Origin of the sequence: Chryseobacterium tongliaonense (genome assembly GCF_041224435.1) — a bacterium.
Classification (GTDB): domain Bacteria; phylum Bacteroidota; class Bacteroidia; order Flavobacteriales; family Weeksellaceae; genus Chryseobacterium; species Chryseobacterium tongliaoense.
Genome location: NZ_JBGFFD010000006.1, coordinates 187091 through 202928 on the forward strand (window position 1 = coordinate 187091; position 15838 = coordinate 202928).

At 36.4% G+C, this 15838-nt stretch carries 17 protein-coding genes; 8 read left to right on the forward strand and 9 right to left on the reverse strand.

Annotated features, from left to right (window positions below):
* Positions 1-90 precede the first annotated feature (90 nt).
* Entirely contained in the window at positions 91-1140 is a 1050-nt protein-coding gene (locus AB8P06_RS14125; RefSeq protein ID WP_369842703.1) for an HlyD family secretion protein, read from the reverse strand.
* Positions 1141-1145: 5 nt separating this feature from the next.
* On the reverse strand, positions 1146-2483 hold the full coding sequence (locus AB8P06_RS14130) for a TolC family protein (RefSeq protein ID WP_369842705.1): 1338 nt from the start codon (positions 2481-2483) through the stop codon (positions 1146-1148).
* 74 nt (positions 2484-2557) lie between these two features.
* Here AB8P06_RS14130 and AB8P06_RS14135 point away from each other — a divergent pair, with 74 nt between their 5' ends.
* Both AB8P06_RS14135 and AB8P06_RS14140 read left to right on the forward strand, forming a co-directional pair.
* On the forward strand, positions 2558-3283 hold the full coding sequence (locus AB8P06_RS14135) for an AraC family transcriptional regulator (RefSeq protein WP_369842707.1): 726 nt from the start codon (positions 2558-2560) through the stop codon (positions 3281-3283).
* Between the two features lie 38 nt (positions 3284-3321).
* Positions 3322-3417, forward strand: coding sequence for a hypothetical protein (locus AB8P06_RS14140; RefSeq protein ID WP_369842831.1), 96 nt, complete (start codon positions 3322-3324; stop codon positions 3415-3417).
* Between the two features lie 268 nt (positions 3418-3685).
* On the opposite strand, the gene rplI is transcribed toward AB8P06_RS14140, so the two are convergent.
* The 6 genes from rplI to AB8P06_RS14170 all read right to left on the reverse strand — a co-directional run bounded on the left by rplI (position 3686) and on the right by AB8P06_RS14170 (position 9017).
* The gene (gene rplI, locus AB8P06_RS14145; protein ID WP_369842709.1) at positions 3686-4195 is read right to left on the reverse strand and encodes a 50S ribosomal protein L9; all 510 of its coding nucleotides are present in this window, start codon (positions 4193-4195) and stop codon (positions 3686-3688) included.
* Positions 4196-4358: 163 nt separating this feature from the next.
* Positions 4359-4661, reverse strand: a complete 303-nt coding sequence (gene rpsR, locus AB8P06_RS14150) for a 30S ribosomal protein S18 (RefSeq protein WP_007844708.1) — start codon at positions 4659-4661, stop codon at positions 4359-4361.
* A gap of 31 nt (positions 4662-4692) precedes the next feature.
* Positions 4693-5034: a 30S ribosomal protein S6 gene (gene rpsF, locus AB8P06_RS14155; RefSeq protein ID WP_007844709.1), complete on the reverse strand. Its 342-nt coding sequence runs from the start codon at positions 5032-5034 to the stop codon at positions 4693-4695.
* A 137-nt stretch (positions 5035-5171) separates the two neighbouring features.
* The gene (locus tag AB8P06_RS14160) at positions 5172-6536 is read right to left on the reverse strand and encodes a chloride channel protein (RefSeq protein ID WP_369842711.1); all 1365 of its coding nucleotides are present in this window, start codon (positions 6534-6536) and stop codon (positions 5172-5174) included.
* Between the two features lie 282 nt (positions 6537-6818).
* A complete protein-coding gene (locus AB8P06_RS14165) occupies positions 6819-8126 on the reverse strand; it encodes a dihydrolipoamide acetyltransferase family protein (protein ID WP_369842712.1) in 1308 nt (435 codons plus the stop codon).
* A 63-nt stretch (positions 8127-8189) separates the two neighbouring features.
* Entirely contained in the window at positions 8190-9017 is an 828-nt protein-coding gene (locus AB8P06_RS14170; protein ID WP_007844713.1) for an SAM hydrolase/SAM-dependent halogenase family protein, read from the reverse strand.
* A gap of 131 nt (positions 9018-9148) precedes the next feature.
* Between AB8P06_RS14170 and AB8P06_RS14175 the strand changes: the two genes are divergently transcribed.
* The 4 genes from AB8P06_RS14175 (at position 9149) to AB8P06_RS14190 (ending at position 12496) form a co-directional block, all read left to right on the forward strand.
* Complete coding sequence (locus AB8P06_RS14175; protein ID WP_369842713.1) at positions 9149-10105, forward strand: PhoH family protein; 957 nt, start codon at positions 9149-9151, stop codon at positions 10103-10105.
* Between the two features lie 222 nt (positions 10106-10327).
* The gene (locus AB8P06_RS14180; RefSeq protein ID WP_369842715.1) at positions 10328-10825 is read left to right on the forward strand and encodes a hypothetical protein; all 498 of its coding nucleotides are present in this window, start codon (positions 10328-10330) and stop codon (positions 10823-10825) included.
* A gap of 210 nt (positions 10826-11035) precedes the next feature.
* Positions 11036-11641, forward strand: a complete 606-nt coding sequence (locus tag AB8P06_RS14185) for an outer membrane beta-barrel protein (protein WP_369842717.1) — start codon at positions 11036-11038, stop codon at positions 11639-11641.
* A 219-nt stretch (positions 11642-11860) separates the two neighbouring features.
* Positions 11861-12496 (forward strand): OmpW family outer membrane protein, encoded by a 636-nt coding sequence (locus tag AB8P06_RS14190; RefSeq protein WP_369842719.1) that lies wholly within the window; start codon positions 11861-11863, stop codon positions 12494-12496.
* Positions 12497-12575: 79 nt separating this feature from the next.
* On the opposite strand, the gene ffh is transcribed toward AB8P06_RS14190, so the two are convergent.
* Positions 12576-13937, reverse strand: coding sequence for a signal recognition particle protein (gene ffh, locus AB8P06_RS14195; protein ID WP_369842721.1), 1362 nt, complete (start codon positions 13935-13937; stop codon positions 12576-12578).
* Between the two features lie 469 nt (positions 13938-14406).
* On the opposite strand from ffh, the gene atpB reads away from it, so the two are divergent.
* The gene (gene atpB, locus AB8P06_RS14200) at positions 14407-15537 is read left to right on the forward strand and encodes a F0F1 ATP synthase subunit A (protein ID WP_007844724.1); all 1131 of its coding nucleotides are present in this window, start codon (positions 14407-14409) and stop codon (positions 15535-15537) included.
* A 50-nt stretch (positions 15538-15587) separates the two neighbouring features.
* Complete coding sequence (locus AB8P06_RS14205) at positions 15588-15806, forward strand: ATP synthase F0 subunit C (protein ID WP_007844726.1); 219 nt, start codon at positions 15588-15590, stop codon at positions 15804-15806.
* Positions 15807-15838: the final 32 nt, after the last annotated feature.

Genomic DNA, 15838 nt, shown 5'->3' on the forward strand with positions numbered 1-15838 from the left:
AGAGTTGACGGTTTAGAGTTTGTGGTTTAAAGTTTTAGCATGTTTAGCACCTAACTAATAACTCATAATTCATAACTCATAATTCATAACTCATAATCTCTTTTTCGCGCTTACCAGAACATTCATCCCGGAGAGCAGTTTTTCATTGTCCTGTTGGTTGTTCAGAATAATCTTCACTGGAAATCTCTGTTCGATTTTCACGAAATTACCCGTTGCATTATCCGGTTTTACTAAAGAAAACTGAGATCCTGAAGCCGGTGAAACGGAGACAATTTTTCCTTTAAATTCAATATCCGGAAAGGCGTCGGCGGTAATGGTTACTTCCTGCTCCTGATCGATTTGGCCTAATTGAGTTTCCTTATAATTGGCAATGATCCATTTTTCTTTGCTTACCATCTGAACCAGGGCCTGACCTTCTTTGATCAATTGCCCTTCCTGAATCGTCTTTTTCCCGACCCAACCGTCGTAAGGCGCTGTTACGATAGTGTAGGAAAGGAAAAGCTTAGCGTTATTCAGGTTGGCAGAACTTTGCTGAATCTGGCTTTTTGCAGGGGCAACTTTTGTTTCCTGCTCGTTGGCACCGGCTCTCACCGCGTTTTTCTGTTGTTCCAGAGCTAAAAGATTGGCTTTAGCCTGGTCATAGGATGCTTTTACATTTTCAAACTGTTGTTCGGTAGCGGCATCTTCAGCCACCAGGTTTTTATATCTCTTATAATCCTGCTCGGTTCTCCAGATGTCAATCCGGGCAGAAGCGATTTTAGCATCAATTATCTTTGTGTCACTTTCTTTGGTATTTACTCCGCTTTGGATGGTTGTAATGTTTTCAGAATTGGCATTAAGACTGGCTTCAGCCATTTTAACCTGATTTACAAATTCTCTGTTATCAATGATGATCAGGGTATCTCCTTTGTGAACAAACTGGTTTTCATTGAACCGTATGGTTTTAATAAATCCTGAAACCTTACTCGAAACCGGAGTAATATATTGCTCGATCTGCGCATCATTGGTTGTGACATTTTTTCTCGAAAAAAGATAAAAGCTTATCATCCCTGTGATCCCTGTGATAATAAGGATCCAGGCCAATAAAGTAATCGTTTTGTTGATTCTTTTCTCCTTTTGTGTCAGTTGTTTCTGTGCCATAGTTTTTAGAGATTTCCAATAGTGTATTGGAGCTGATAATATTTTAGTTGTCGGTTTATTTTTACGGAAATAAGATTGGATTGTGCCTCCAGATATGCATTATCTGCATCAATAAGCTCTGTGATCAGACTTAATTTATTGATATATTTCGTTCTTACAATACGGTAATTTTCTTTAGCCTGGTTAATGGCTTCCTCTGCGATTTTCACCTTCTGGTCGGTTTCTTCAAACTTCTTGTATGCTTCATAAACATTGTGTCTTACATTTTCTTCATTCTCTTCGATCTGTAGCTTTGCAAGATCAATATTTTCCCTGGCTTCCTGCATTTTATATTTGTTTTTATAAAGACTTTCGATGGGATAGGTAAGGTTTACGCCAATCATTCCCAAACGGTAAGCATAAGGTTCAGGCGGGAAAAACATCATATTCGGATATTTCAGGAAATATTCTCCGCCGGCGGTTATTTTTGGGAGATAATTCGCTTTTGTAATTTTCTGATCCAACTCCTTTAATGAAAGGTTTTTCTGGGTAATTTCTACAGATTCATTCTTATCCAAGGCGGTTTTTGTTAGTTCATCCACATATGGGATTTCTGCTCTATCAGAGACAAGATCTTCGGTGTCAACGTGCATTTCCTGATTTTCCGGAAGTGAAAGAATGGTCTTAAGCTTGTGTTCGGCAATCTGAATATCATTATCAAGTTCAGTCCAGCTCATCGTATGGTTTGAAAGCTGTAAAGAGGTTCTTAGAACTTCATTTACGGTTACCACACCGTTGGCTTTTAAAGATTTCACCTGTTTAATATTTACCGAATCTTCCTTCATCTTTTCATTAATGAGGTTCTGCTGTTCTTTCAGGTGATGGATCTGGAGAAATGCAGTAATAATTTCCATGGTAAGAAGTCTTTCATCCTGATGGGTTTTTAATGTTGAAATTTCAGTGTCAATAGATGCTTTTTTCTCCGTGTTTTTAATTTTTCCACCCATATACACAGGAATTGAAGCTGAAAGTGTAAAATCATACATTCCGTTGATCACATCATATTTTGTGGCTTTTCCGAATACGCCGTTTTCATGCTGAAAAAGATTGGAAACCTGATTGTAGCTGGTATGAAATTCAATATCCGGAAGCTTTTCCATTTTGAGATCTTTCTCTTTGGTTTCGGACATGGTTTGTTTTAAATGGCTTATCTGAATATTCCTGTTGTTCTTTAGCCCCAGCGCTATAGCCTGCTGAAGGCCCAGATGCTGATAATCTGTCACTTGTGACTGTAAAAGATGGCTCATCAGTAATAAGCACAACGCAATGCACTGATATCTACATGCGTTAAATATCATATTCATAATTTAATTAAAGGTTTTTTGATAAAATGATTTTGATGTGGCAAAGTTACGATGGCTAAGGGAGGACACGATTTATGAAAGAAGAAAAAGATTTGCTCATTTACGCCAGATTGAAATTTTCTGCTTACCTTTATTTGATGAATGACAGCCACTTTAAAGCAGTAGAGGAAGAAGATGCGGAATTTTATGTATATCACGTACTCACAGGAAACATAAAAACGGATATCCATAATCACAGTTCTGCACAATTGGTCTATGCAGAAGGCGGTATCGTACATATTTTTACTGAACTTAAGCACTGGTATCTTCCTGCAAGATGCTTCATGTGGATCCCTGCAGGAATTCCGCATTATATTTTCACTTCAAGTGCCAAAGTGGATTTATACAATTTTTATTTTAAAAAAGAAGCGGAAGAAAATGGCTTTTTTGATGAAATTAATATCTATTCGGTAAGTCATCTGCTCCGGGAGATGATTTTATATACAAAAGAATGGGATGGGAAAATCACAAAAAATGATGGCGCTAAATATTATTTCCTCAAAGCATTGAAAGGAATTCTTCCTGAAAAAAGAGATAAGAAAATGGCTTTTCCCGTTCAGCATCCTTTTCCGAAAGATGAAACCCTGTTGAAAATTGCCCAGTATATCCATGCCAATCTTGAAAAACCGCTTACGATTGAATCTACGGCGAAAGAATTCGGAATGAGTACAAGAACCTTATCCAGAAAATTTAAAGAGACTTTAGGAATGAATTACGTTCGCTTTCTCCGTGCTTTGAGAATAACACGCTCCTGGAACTAATGCTGGAAGGAAAGTACAATATGTATGAAATTGCCATGATGGTAGGCTACAACAGTCTTTCTTCCTTCAGTAATATCTTTAAAAAAGTGATTGGGATACCGCCGACGGAATATCAGCATAGGTTGAAAGGGTAGGAGTTATGAGTTATGAGTTATGAGTTATGAGTTGTGGGTTGCGGGTTGAGAGGAGGAGTTTGTAGTTTATTAAACATAATATTGGATGAACAGTGGTGAATTCCCCTTCCCTGAAGGGGTGGGTTTTGCAAATCAAAAAGACGGGGTAGTTAAAAATTCTTTAAGTAAAAATATATTTCAGACTTAAATTTTATCTTTGAAACGGCAGTTTAGAGCCAAAAAAACCACTTCGGTTTGAAGTGGTTAATGTATGGTGAGAAAATATCTCTTAAGCTTCTTCTTCAGATTTAGCTTCTTCCTTTTTTGCAGGAGCAGCAGGAGCTACAACCGGTGCGTCAGATACGATGTCGAATTCAAAGTTGTACTCAACATTTCTGTGTAATCTGATTACAGCAGTTACTTTACCTGTTCTCTTGATTGTATTACCAGGAATTTTGATATATTTCTTCTCTACTTCAACACCTGCTTTAGCAAGAGCTGCAGAAAGGTCTGCATTGTTGATAGATCCGAATAATTTATCACCTGATCCTACTTTAGCCGGGATAGAGATTGTTGTTTTCTTTAATTGATCTACTACAGCATTAGCAGCAGCGATTAATTTAGCTTCTTCTTCTTTTCTTGCTTCTAAAGTAGCTTCTAAAGCTGCTTTGTTTTTAGGTGTAGCTAAAAGAGCAATTCCTTGAGGAATTAAGAAGTTTCTTGCATAACCGGGCTTTACGCTTACTGTGTCGAATTCAAGACCTAAGTTTTCTACGTCTTTTTTTAGGATAATGTCCATTGTTGTTGTCCTTTTTTTAGAGTTTAGAGTTTAAAAACCAGAATTTGGAGAATGTTTATGCTCTGAAAGTCTGAGATCTTTATCTAAAATCAAGTTAGAATTAATGATTTTATTCAGCAACAAAAGAAGAAGGCAAGCCTTCTCCTTTTATTTATTTTTTGTCTTATTTTAATAAGTCAGCTACGTACGGCATTAAAGCAAGGTGTCTTGCTCTTTTGATCGCAGCAGAAACTTTTCTTTGGTATTTTAAAGAAGTTCCTGTGTATCTTCTTGGTAAAATTTTACCCTGCTCGTTCACAAATTGTAATAAGAAATCAGCATCTTTGTAATCAACGTGCTTAATTCCGAATTTTTTGAATCTACAATATTTCTTTTCAGATTTTGTATTGATATCAAGCGGAGTTAAGAATTTTACTTCTGATTCTCCTCCAGCTGAGGCTTGTTTAGCCATTTCATCTATTGCCATGTCTTGTCGTTTTAAAAAATTGGGTTAATAATTAAGCTCTAGCTGCTTTTACTTTAGATCTTCTTGTGATAGCATAATCAATAGCATGCTTATCAAGTTTTGTCGTAAGGTAACGGATTACTCTTTCGTCACGTTTGAATGCTAATTCTAAATCAGCAACGATAGTTCCTTCTCCTTTAAACTCGATTAAAGTGTAGAATCCGTTCTTTTTTAATTGGATCGGATAAGCTAATTTTTTTAATCCCCAGTTTTCTTTAGCAACGATTTCGCAGTTCTTTTCTTTTAAAAGATCTTCAAATTTTTTCACTGCTTCCTCCACCTGAGCATCAGATAGAACGGGAGTTAAAATGAAAACAGTTTCGTAATTGTTCATAATGTTAAATGAATTTGTTAATTATTTCGAGGTGCAAAATTAATGAAAGTATTTTAAGTATGCAATAGGTGGAGAAGATTTGTTGAGAGTTATAAGTGAGAAGTTATGAGCTGAATGCTATCAATACTATTTTTAAATTAATTCATTTTATCCTCTTCGCTCCTGATTTCTTTCAGAAAATTCATCTTAATTACATCATACAGTGAATGGCGGCTTACGAGGATAGAAGCAATAGAAGAAACCATTCCCGCCAGCATCAGATGGAAAATAAGCGAATGTCTGTCCGTCATTTCCAGAACGATAATGGCTGACGTAAACGGAGCTCTCGTAATTCCTGTAAGAAAAGCTACCATTCCTGCTAAAATCACTACATTGGTTTCATTTTGCGTTAAATGAATAGCACCTGAAATTACAGAACCGATACTTGCTCCGGCAGTCAATGCAGGGGCAAATATCCCGCCGGCCCCACCGGAAGTGAATGAAAGGGCAGGCCCCACCATCCTGAGAATAGGGATATACCAGTCTTCATGTTTGTCTTTGGTAAAAAGTACCCGTTCCATGATTTCTTTACCGGAACCAAGAATTTCGCGGCTGATGAAATAGGCAATAGAAGCTATAAAAAGTGAACAGATAACCAGAAATAGTACATTTGCCCTGTCTGTAGTGAGCTTTTTCTTTTTCCATTCATTCATTTTAAGCATGCTTACAGAAAGTTGACTTGCTAAAATTCCGGCAATACCCGCTACTAAAATAATCGGGAACATCACCATTAAAGATACATCATTGGTTTTCGGGTAGCCTAGATAAAGGTAGGATCCGGCCAGTGTCTGAGCGGTTAAACCTGCGATAATAACAGCCGTAAACAATGCCGTTTTAAAGTAATTGATATGGGTTTTTGAAAGTTCTTCAACAGCAAATACGATTCCACCCAATGGCGTGTTAAACGCAGCAGCAAGCCCTGCAGCCGCACCTGTCATAATCATATTTTTCTTGGAGATTTTAGGCCACCATTCCGGCAGGTACTCATTCACTTTCCTGAAAATTGAGCCTGCAATCTGTATGGTAGGCCCTTCACGGCCGACAGCACCGCCACCAATAACCAGAATAACGGATGAAATGATTTTAAAGACAAAAATTTTAAGACTTAATAAACTCCTTATTTTCTTATGCTCTTTAGGGTTGGCAAGTTCTACGGCAGCCATCACCTGCGGAATTCCGCTTCCTTTGGCATTAGGAGCAAATTCTTTTACCAGCCACCATGAAATGACAAAACCAATCGGAGCGATGATAAAGATCATCCATGCATGCCAGTCAAGAATAAAATTTAAGAGGTTTTCTCCCCAGGCAAATATTTTAGCATACATCACTGCAAAAAATCCGGTAATCACTGAGCCAATCCAGAAAGGAATCGCCTGAAGAAGGTTATATTTCAGTTGCTCATTCCGGATATTGTCAAAAGATTTTTTTAAGCCTTTTCGCAGGAGAATGAAAATTTTCAGCATCAGTATTTAATTAAATAATAGGGAAATGGTGAGATAAATTCTTTTGTTTATGGATTTTCGAACAACTAAGGTTTAAAATAACCTGCTCTTTTTTATAATTATATAATTATATAATTATATAATTTCATCATTTAAAGTTTGTTTTAAAATTAATATTATTTGGGAGAACCACAACAATAAAAAACCTCCGATAAAATCGAAGGCCTTATATTTTATGATAATCAATAATATCGTTTATGACTACTTATCACTCATCACTCATTACTTATAATTAAGTATTACTTATATTTCTGTGTTCAGATCCCAATTCTGAAGATAGTCATGAACATGTTTCAGCATCATTCCGCCAAGAGACCCGTCAACTACTCTGTGATCGTAAGAGTGAGACATAAACATCAGGTTTCTGATGGCAATCACATCGCCGTCTTTAGTTTCAAGAACTGCTGGCTTTTTAACGATAGCTCCGATCGCTAAAATAGCAACCTGTGGCTGAGGAATAATCGGTGTTCCCATTAGGTTTCCGAAGCTTCCTACGTTAGAAATGGTATATGTAGCTCCCTGAGTATCTTCAGGTCTTAATTTTTTGTTTCTGGCTCTGTAAGCAAGATCGTTGATTGCTTTTGCAAGCCCTGAAAGAGACAGCTGATCAGCATTTTTGATTACAGGAACGATAAGATTTCCGTCCGGTAAAGCAGTTGCCATACCGATATTGATGTTTTTCTTTTTAATGATGTTTTCCCCATTGATGGAAACGTTAATCATCGGGTAATCCTGAATTGCTTTTACAACAGCTTTTACGAAGATCGGCATGAAAGTTAATTTTTCACCTTCACGTTTTTCAAATATATCTTTGTGCTGGTTTCTCCATTTTACAACGTTGGTAACGTCAGTTTCGATGAAAGAAGTAACGTGTGGAGCAATCTGTTTTGCTTTCACCATGTTTTCTGCGATAAGCTTTCTCATTCTGTCCATCGGAATGATCTCATCACCTGCAGCAACAGGAACTGTAGTCGCTGGTGCAGAAGTAGCAACCGGATGTGGAGTAGAAACAGCTTGTTGAGCTGCAGCAACTTGAGGCTGGCTTCCTCTGTTGCTTACATAAGCTAAAATATCTTCTTTAGTAATTCTTCCTTCCAAACCGCTTCCTTTGATAGATTTCAGTTCGGTTTCAGAAATATTTTCCTGTTGTGCGATTGATTTTACAAGCGGAGATAGATAAAGGTCTCCTGAAAACTCTACATTGGAAGATGCAGAAGTCTTTAAAGGCTCTTCAATCGTTTTTAAAGTTTCGGTATCTGGTGCCGGAGTTTCAGTTTTAATTTCTTCTGAAGCAGTGTTTCCGCCTTCTCCTTCAATTTCTAAAATAGCAATGGCTTCACCTACTTTGGCAACTTCATCTTTTTGCTTTAAGATTTTCACAATTTTCCCCGAAACCGGTGTTGGAACATCTGAATCAACCTTATCCGTTGCGATTTCTACTACGGAATCATCTTCTTTTACCGTATCACCTTCATTGAATAACCAAGTGATAATAGTAGCTTCCATAACGCCTTCTCCCATGGAAGGAAGCAATAATTTGTACTCTGCCATTTTTATTTTTTAGATTTTGACAAATATATAAAAAAAATCGGTTTTTTTATGAAATGTATAATTTTATGAAAATTCAATGTAAATATTCTCACCAACATTCAACCCGAATAAAGTTTTTGCGCCGTTTTTTTTGCTCCCTTTGTAAATGGTAAGTTCCAAAAGCTGGCTATCATTGAAAATTGCTGCCGACTGACCATGAAATTCAGTTTCTCTTTCCCAATTTGAAACCACTTCCGTATGGCTGGAAAATATCTTTGAAAGGCTTAAATTTCTGAACTTAATCGTGAAATTTTCATATCCTTTACCTGTGTTTTCAAAAAATTCTTTGTGGATATTTGAAATTATATTTCCGAAATTATCAATATACATGACTTCCCCGATGATCATTTTTTCAGCCTCATTATGAACGGGTTTCGGAAACAAAAGCTGTTTTACGGATTTTACTTTTCTTCCGATAACTTCCGGAAGCCCGCCATTCGCCAGATGCACTGCTGCCGGTACGAAAACATCAGTTGATGTAAAACTCACCACATCATCAAACCTGTTGTTCAGGGTGATCTCATAGATTGCTTCAGGTTTGATATCAAAGAAGATAAGGCTTAATAAACCATTATCTGCTGCCAGAAAATAAGATCCATCGGCTTTGTAAAGAATATTTTTTCTTGATTTATGAAAAAAGCTGTCTACAGACAGAATGTGAATGGTACCTTTAGGAAAATGTTTGTAAGCATTTCTTACGATATATGAGGTCTGAATCAGGTTATAAGCCTGGATATCATGGGTAATATCAATAATATTAACCTCAGGGTTTAAGGAAAGAATTTTGCCTTTCACAGCCGAAGCTCTGTAATCTAAATTTCCGAAATCCGAAGTAAGGGTAATAATTGGCATTGGCAATTTATAGAATGATAGAACTGCAAATTTATCTAAAATAAAAAGAAAGCCCTAAATATTGTGGATAAGAATTTGAGATTAATTTGAAAAAAAACTTTAAATTTAAAATCTAAATAAAATGTATTTGCATGTTTGAATTAACATATGATTTGGAAGATATTGATGCAAAAATCTTCTATGGCGTTAATAACCAATATTTCAATCTGATAAAATCAAGCTTTCCGACCCTTAAAATTACAGGAAGAGATCACTATATTCTTGCAAAAGGAAATCAGGAAACTCTGGATATACTTAAACAAAAACTGAATGATATTGTAAGTTTTATTTCGAAAAACAATTCGATTGAGCTTAAAGATGTTGAAAATGTTCTCAATATCAAAGACGAAAATGAAAAACAATTGGTTTTTGACCAGGATATTATTGTAAAAGGAGTAAACGGTAAAATTATTAAAGCCAAGACCACCAATCTTAAAAAACTGGTAAAAGAAACTGAGAAAAAAGATATGGTCTTTGCGATCGGGCCTGCCGGAACCGGTAAAACTTATACGAGTGTGGCTTTGGCAGCAAGAGCTTTGCGGGATAAGGAGGTTAAAAGAATTATCCTGACAAGACCGGCTGTTGAGGCAGGGGAAAGTTTAGGATTCCTTCCCGGTGACCTTAAAGAGAAGCTGGACCCTTATTTACAGCCTTTATATGATGCGCTTCGTGATATGATCCCGCATGAGAAACTGGAAGGCTTTATTGAGAAAAAAGTGATTGAGGTGGCTCCGTTGGCTTTTATGAGGGGAAGAACGCTTGATGACGCGTTTGTAATCCTTGATGAAGCTCAAAATACGACCCATTCTCAGATGAAAATGTTTTTAACCAGGATGGGGATGAATGCCAAGTTCATTATTACCGGAGATCCGAGCCAGGTAGATTTACCGCCAAAACAGCAATCCGGATTGAAGGAAGCGATGAGAATTCTGCACGGCGTTAACGAAATCGGATTTGTACATCTTACGGAAGAGGATGTGGTGAGGCATCCGGTGGTAAGGAAAATCATATTGGCGTACAATGATGAGGAGAAAAGATTAAGAGATTAGTTAGGTGTCAGGTAGCAGGGATTAGGATTTAGGGCTTAGGGAATAGGATTAATACTATGAACTTTTAGCTGTCAACTCTCAACTTACATACTCAACAAAAGCGCGAAACCGGCTTTGCCGGCTTCGCGCTTTTGTTGAGTATGGAGAATGTCATGCATAAATTTGATTTAGATGAGAAAAATAATTAGTAATTTTGAGTAGAAAAGTATAAAATTATTAAAAATGAAAAAACTATTATTATTAGGTGCTTTTGCATTTCTAGGAGGAGCTGTTCAGGCTCAGGAAGGTTTTAAACTAGGTGGTCACATCGGTATTCCCGTAGCGGATGCAAGTGATGCTTCATCATTTACTTTAGGGATTGATGCTGCATATATGTGGAACATTACAAAAGGATTGGACCTGGGAGTTGCGACAGGTTATTCTCACTTCTTCGGTAAAGATAATTTTGACGATTTCGGATTCATTCCGGTAGCGGTTTCAGGAAAATACAGATTTTCAGGAGCTCCTATTTTTGTAGGACTGGATCTTGGATACGGAATTTCTACGAAAGATGGGGTAGACGGCGGTTTTTATGCCTATCCTAAGTTTGGATACCAAATGTCTAAAGGTGAATTGTATATTGGATATCAGTCTATCAGCAATAAGCGTGATTGGGGATGGTATACAGCTAACTGGTCAGTGGGTGCAGTGAATATAGGATATAATTTCTTCCTTAAATAAAGATATTATAAAATGAATGTTTTTCGGCTCCAATTGCATAATTGGAGCCTTTTTTGTTAAAAAATTGATAATAAAATATAAACAAACGTTTGATGTAATTTTTGTTAGAAATCACCAATATTTTTGGATGATATTAATCACATTAACAAATTTTAATATTAAATGGGTCAGATGTAAATTTGCTCTCAGAAAGTATTAAAATTTTTTAAAATGAAAAAATTATTATTAGCGAGTGCTATTGCACTTTTCGGTTTATCTAATGCTCAGATTGCAAAAGGAACTACTTATTTGTCAGGACAAGTAAACTATACTTCAACTCAAGATAACAATACTGATGCTAAAACAGAAGACTTCAAAATCGTTCCTACTGTAGGATATTTTGTTGGAACTAACTTAGCTGTAGGTTTAGGTGTAGGTTATGTTAACGGATCTAAAACTGCAACTGTACTAGATTCAAAAGTTAAAACAACTACTGATGCTTTTGTAGTAGCTCCTTTCGTTAGAAAATACTGGACTATCGGAGAAAAATTATATTTCTTCGGTCAGTTAGAAGTGCCAATGGCATTTGGTAAAGACAAGTTAGAAGCAGATGCTGCAAACATTTCTACTGAAAACAAATTCACTTCAATCGGTGTTAACGTTAAACCAGGTTTAGATTATTTCTTAAGCAAAAACTGGTCTATCGAAGCTACAATCGGTGAATTCGGTTACAACAACTTCAAGTACAAAGATCTTGATAAAAGCACTGACAACTATAACTTCGGATTAAACTTATCTTCAGTTACATTCGGTGTTAAATATGTTTTTGCAAAATAATAAACGAAGCATATAAAAAATTAAAGTCCTGGGTCTGATCTCAGGACTTTTTTTTATGTTTAATATCAGGGAGGATTTTTTTGTTCAGGCTTAAATAAAATGTGTCATTAATAATAAATTTATGTTAAATTTGCCGGCTGAAACTTTTGTCAGATACGATCAATAAAAGGAGTTCTATTCTGATAGAACTATTTATATATAATTAAAATTTTAATAACTATGAAAAAATTATTACTAGCTGGTGCAGTTGCACTTTTTGGATTGTCAAATGCTCAAATGACTAAAGGAGACTGGGTAATCAGTGGAAACACAACTTTAGGTTTCAACAACGTGAGCACAACGATTAAAGCAGGTGGAGAATCTGTAGACGGACCTAAAGTAAACACGTTTTCAGCAACTCCGTCTGTAGGATACTTTGTAATCGACAAATTAGCAGTTGGGATTGATCTTGGTTTCACTACGGCAACTACAAAATTTGAAGGGCTAAAAGCTACGACTACAAGCTTCTCTGTAATGCCTACAGGTACTTATTATTTTGTGAATGACAGTAAATTCGTTCCTTTCTTAGGTGCAGGAATTGGTTATGCTTCTGTTAAAAACAAAGGAACCGGAGATTTTATGGGTGTTCCAACTTCTAATGAAACGACTACGGATGGTCTGGCATGGAAAGTAAAAGGAGGAGTAACTTACATGGCGACTCAGTCATTAGGGGTTAATTTAGGTGTTTCTTATGACCAGTTTTCGAACAAAAAAACGTACATGAATACTGATGTAAAAACCAATGTTAAAACTTTCGGGGTAAATGTAGGTTTCTCTTATTTCATCAAAGCAAAAGCACAGAAATCTGATAAATAATCAGCTGATTCAGATCATAAAAAATAATAAACCCGGCTCAAAAAGAGCCGGGTTTATTTATGGTAAAGATATTGTCTTTTTATTTTCCGAACATTCCGCCCATTCCAGGCATGTTTGGCATTTTGCTCATCATCTGCATCATTTGTTTTCCCTGAGGCCCCTGCATCATCTTCATCATTTTACCCATCTGCTCAAACTGCTTCATCAGCTGGTTTACATCTTCAATTTTTCTTCCTGCTCCTCTGGCAATTCTTTGCTTTCTCTGTGTATTGATAATAGAAGGTCTTCTTCTTTCATCCGGAGTCATCGAATAAATGATCGCTTCAATATGTTTAAAGGCATCATCGCTGATTTCCACATCTTTGATCGCTTTTCCAACCCCGGGAATCATCCCCATCAGGTCTTTCATATTACCCATCTTCTTGATCTGGTTGATCTGCTTCAGGAAATCATCAAAACCGAATTCGTTTTTAGCAATTTTTTTGTGAAGCTTTTTCGCTTCTTCTTCGTCAAATTGTTCCTGGGCTCTTTCTACCAGGGAAACAACGTCTCCCATTCCCAAGATTCTGTCAGCCATCCTTTCAGGGTAGAAAAGATCTAAAGCCTCCATTTTCTCACCGGTAGAGATAAATTTGATCGGCTTTTCCACAACGGAACGGATCGTTAAAGCAGCACCTCCTCTTGTATCACCGTCTAATTTGGTAAGAACAACACCGTCAAAATTTAAAGCTTCGTTGAATGCTTTTGCCGTGTTTACAGCATCCTGACCTGTCATGGAGTCTACAACGAATAAAGTTTCATCAGGCTTAATGAAATAATGTACCGATTTAATCTCGTTCATCATTTGCTCATCAATCGCCAAACGGCCTGCTGTATCGACGATGACAACGTCGTGGTTATTTTGTTTTGCAAAATTAATTGCGTTTTCAGCAATAGTAGAAGGGTTTGTAGAGCCTTCTTCAGTAAAAACAGGAACACCGATCTGGCCTCCCAAAACTTTTAGCTGATCAATCGCTGCCGGGCGGTAAACGTCACACGCAACCAATAATGGTTTTTTATTTCTTTTTGTTTTTAAGTAATTGGCAAGTTTTCCGGAAAATGTAGTCTTACCGGAACCCTGAAGACCTGCAATAAGAATGACCGCCGGTTTCCCTGAAAGACTGATCCCTTCCTGAGAACCTCCCATTAAATCTACTAATTCATCATGAACAATTTTAGTCATCAATTGTCCCGGAGTAAGGGAAGTAAGAACGTTTTGTCCCAAAGCCTTATCCTGAACTCTTTTAGTAAGATCTTTTGCTACTTTATAGTTAACGTCGGCATCTACCAATGCTCTACGAATTTCTTTTACGGTTTCGGCAACATTGATTTCCGTAATTTTTCCACGTCCGGAAATATTATGAAGCGCTTTGTCTAATTTATCCTGTAAACTATTAAACATATGTATTGTAAATTATAGGTCTGCAAAAATAAGCAATTTTTAATAATATATATTATATATGATATATAAGATGTTGAGATTTGTCTTCTTTCCGGATTATAATTTTATTTTTACAAAATGAATTTCACGGATTGCTGCATCATTGTTTTATTACTCGTTATCTTTAATTGTATTGTATATATGATATTCAAAAGATATTTATATACGAAGCCGGATGCGGGAATGAAATTTCTTACGGTAAATATTATTAAAGATATTATATGGCTTGTTATTTCTCTGATGATCATTGATAAAACGAAAGAGAATTTTCTCTTTATTGTGATATGCTTTATTGTGGCATCATTATTCATCTATACAGCTATAATAAAACAGATTAACAAATCCTGATTTTTTTGATGATAAAAATCAATTTTTAATATTGGTAAAGTTTAATAAAATCGATATATTTGCACACGATTAAAAAAGAGATATGAACAGAAAAATTTCTTCGTTATTTTTCGCATTTTTGTTTGTGTTTATTAGCGGTTTAGCTACTGCACAACACGAATCTGAGGGTGAGAAGTCAGCTGAAAAAGTAGAGCACACAGAGGCAGGAGAGAGCTTCAATGCTACCAAAATGATCATGGAACACATTGGTGATTCAAACGAATGGCATTTATGGACTACAAAAGATGAGAACGGTGAAGAGCATCACGTTTCTGTTCCTCTTCCTGTGATTATTAAAGATAATACAGGATGGCATACTTTCCTTTCAAGCGAAATGGCTCACGGTCATGAACATGAAGGATATACTTTAGAAGAAGGGCAGGTAGTTTCTACAAAAGGAATTGAAAAAGCAACATTATTTTCAATGATCAGTGGAAAACAAAAATCAGACAAAGTTTTCTTTGATCTTTCGATCACTAAGAATGCAGCATCAATGTTTTTATCTGTGATCTTTATGCTGATTGTTTTCATCGGAATGGCAAGAGGTTACAAAAAATCTCAGCTTCCGAAAGGAATCGGAAAAGTAATGGAACCTGTTATTGTATTCATCAGAGACGAAGTGGCAATACCAAATATCGGGTCTGTAAAATATAAGAGATACATGCCTTATCTTTTAACAGCATTCTTCTTTATCTGGTTTAATAACCTTTTCGGACTGATTCCTTTCTTTCCAGGAGGATCAAACCTTACCGGAAACATCGCCATTACCGCTGTTTTAGCAATCATTACTTTATTAATTACATTATTCAGTGCAAATAAAGATTATTGGAAACACATCTTTATGCCGCCGGTTCCGATCTTATTGTACCCAATTATGGTTCCAATCGAGATTATCGGGATCTTTACAAAGCCGTTTGCTTTGATGATGCGACTTTTCGCTAACATTACTGCAGGGCACATTATGATCTTAGCTATTATATCTTTGATCTTTATCTTTAAATCTCCGTTCTTAGGATTTGCATCAGTACCATTAGCGTTATTCGTTTCCGTATTGGAATTATTGGTAGCTGCATTACAGGCTTACATCTTTACCGTATTATCAGCATTGTTTATCGGTATCGCTGTAGCAGAACATGAGCATGAGCATGGTCACCATGAAGAGCACGCACACTAAGAACTGAAATTAAAACTTTAAAATAATTTTTAACTAAATATTTATTTATTATGGATTTATCAACTGGAGCAGGATTAATTTACGTAGGTATCGGATTAGCAGTATTAGGAGTAGGTCTTGGTATTGGTAAAATCGGTGGTCACGCAATGGATGCTATCGCTAGACAACCAGAACAAGCTGGTAAGATTCAGGGAGCTATGCTTATTGCTGCTGGTCTTATTGAAGGTGCTGGTCTTATCGCGATCATCTTTGGTGCTTTCATCAAGTAATTATCCTCAAAAAAACATTCTTAGCAGTGAAG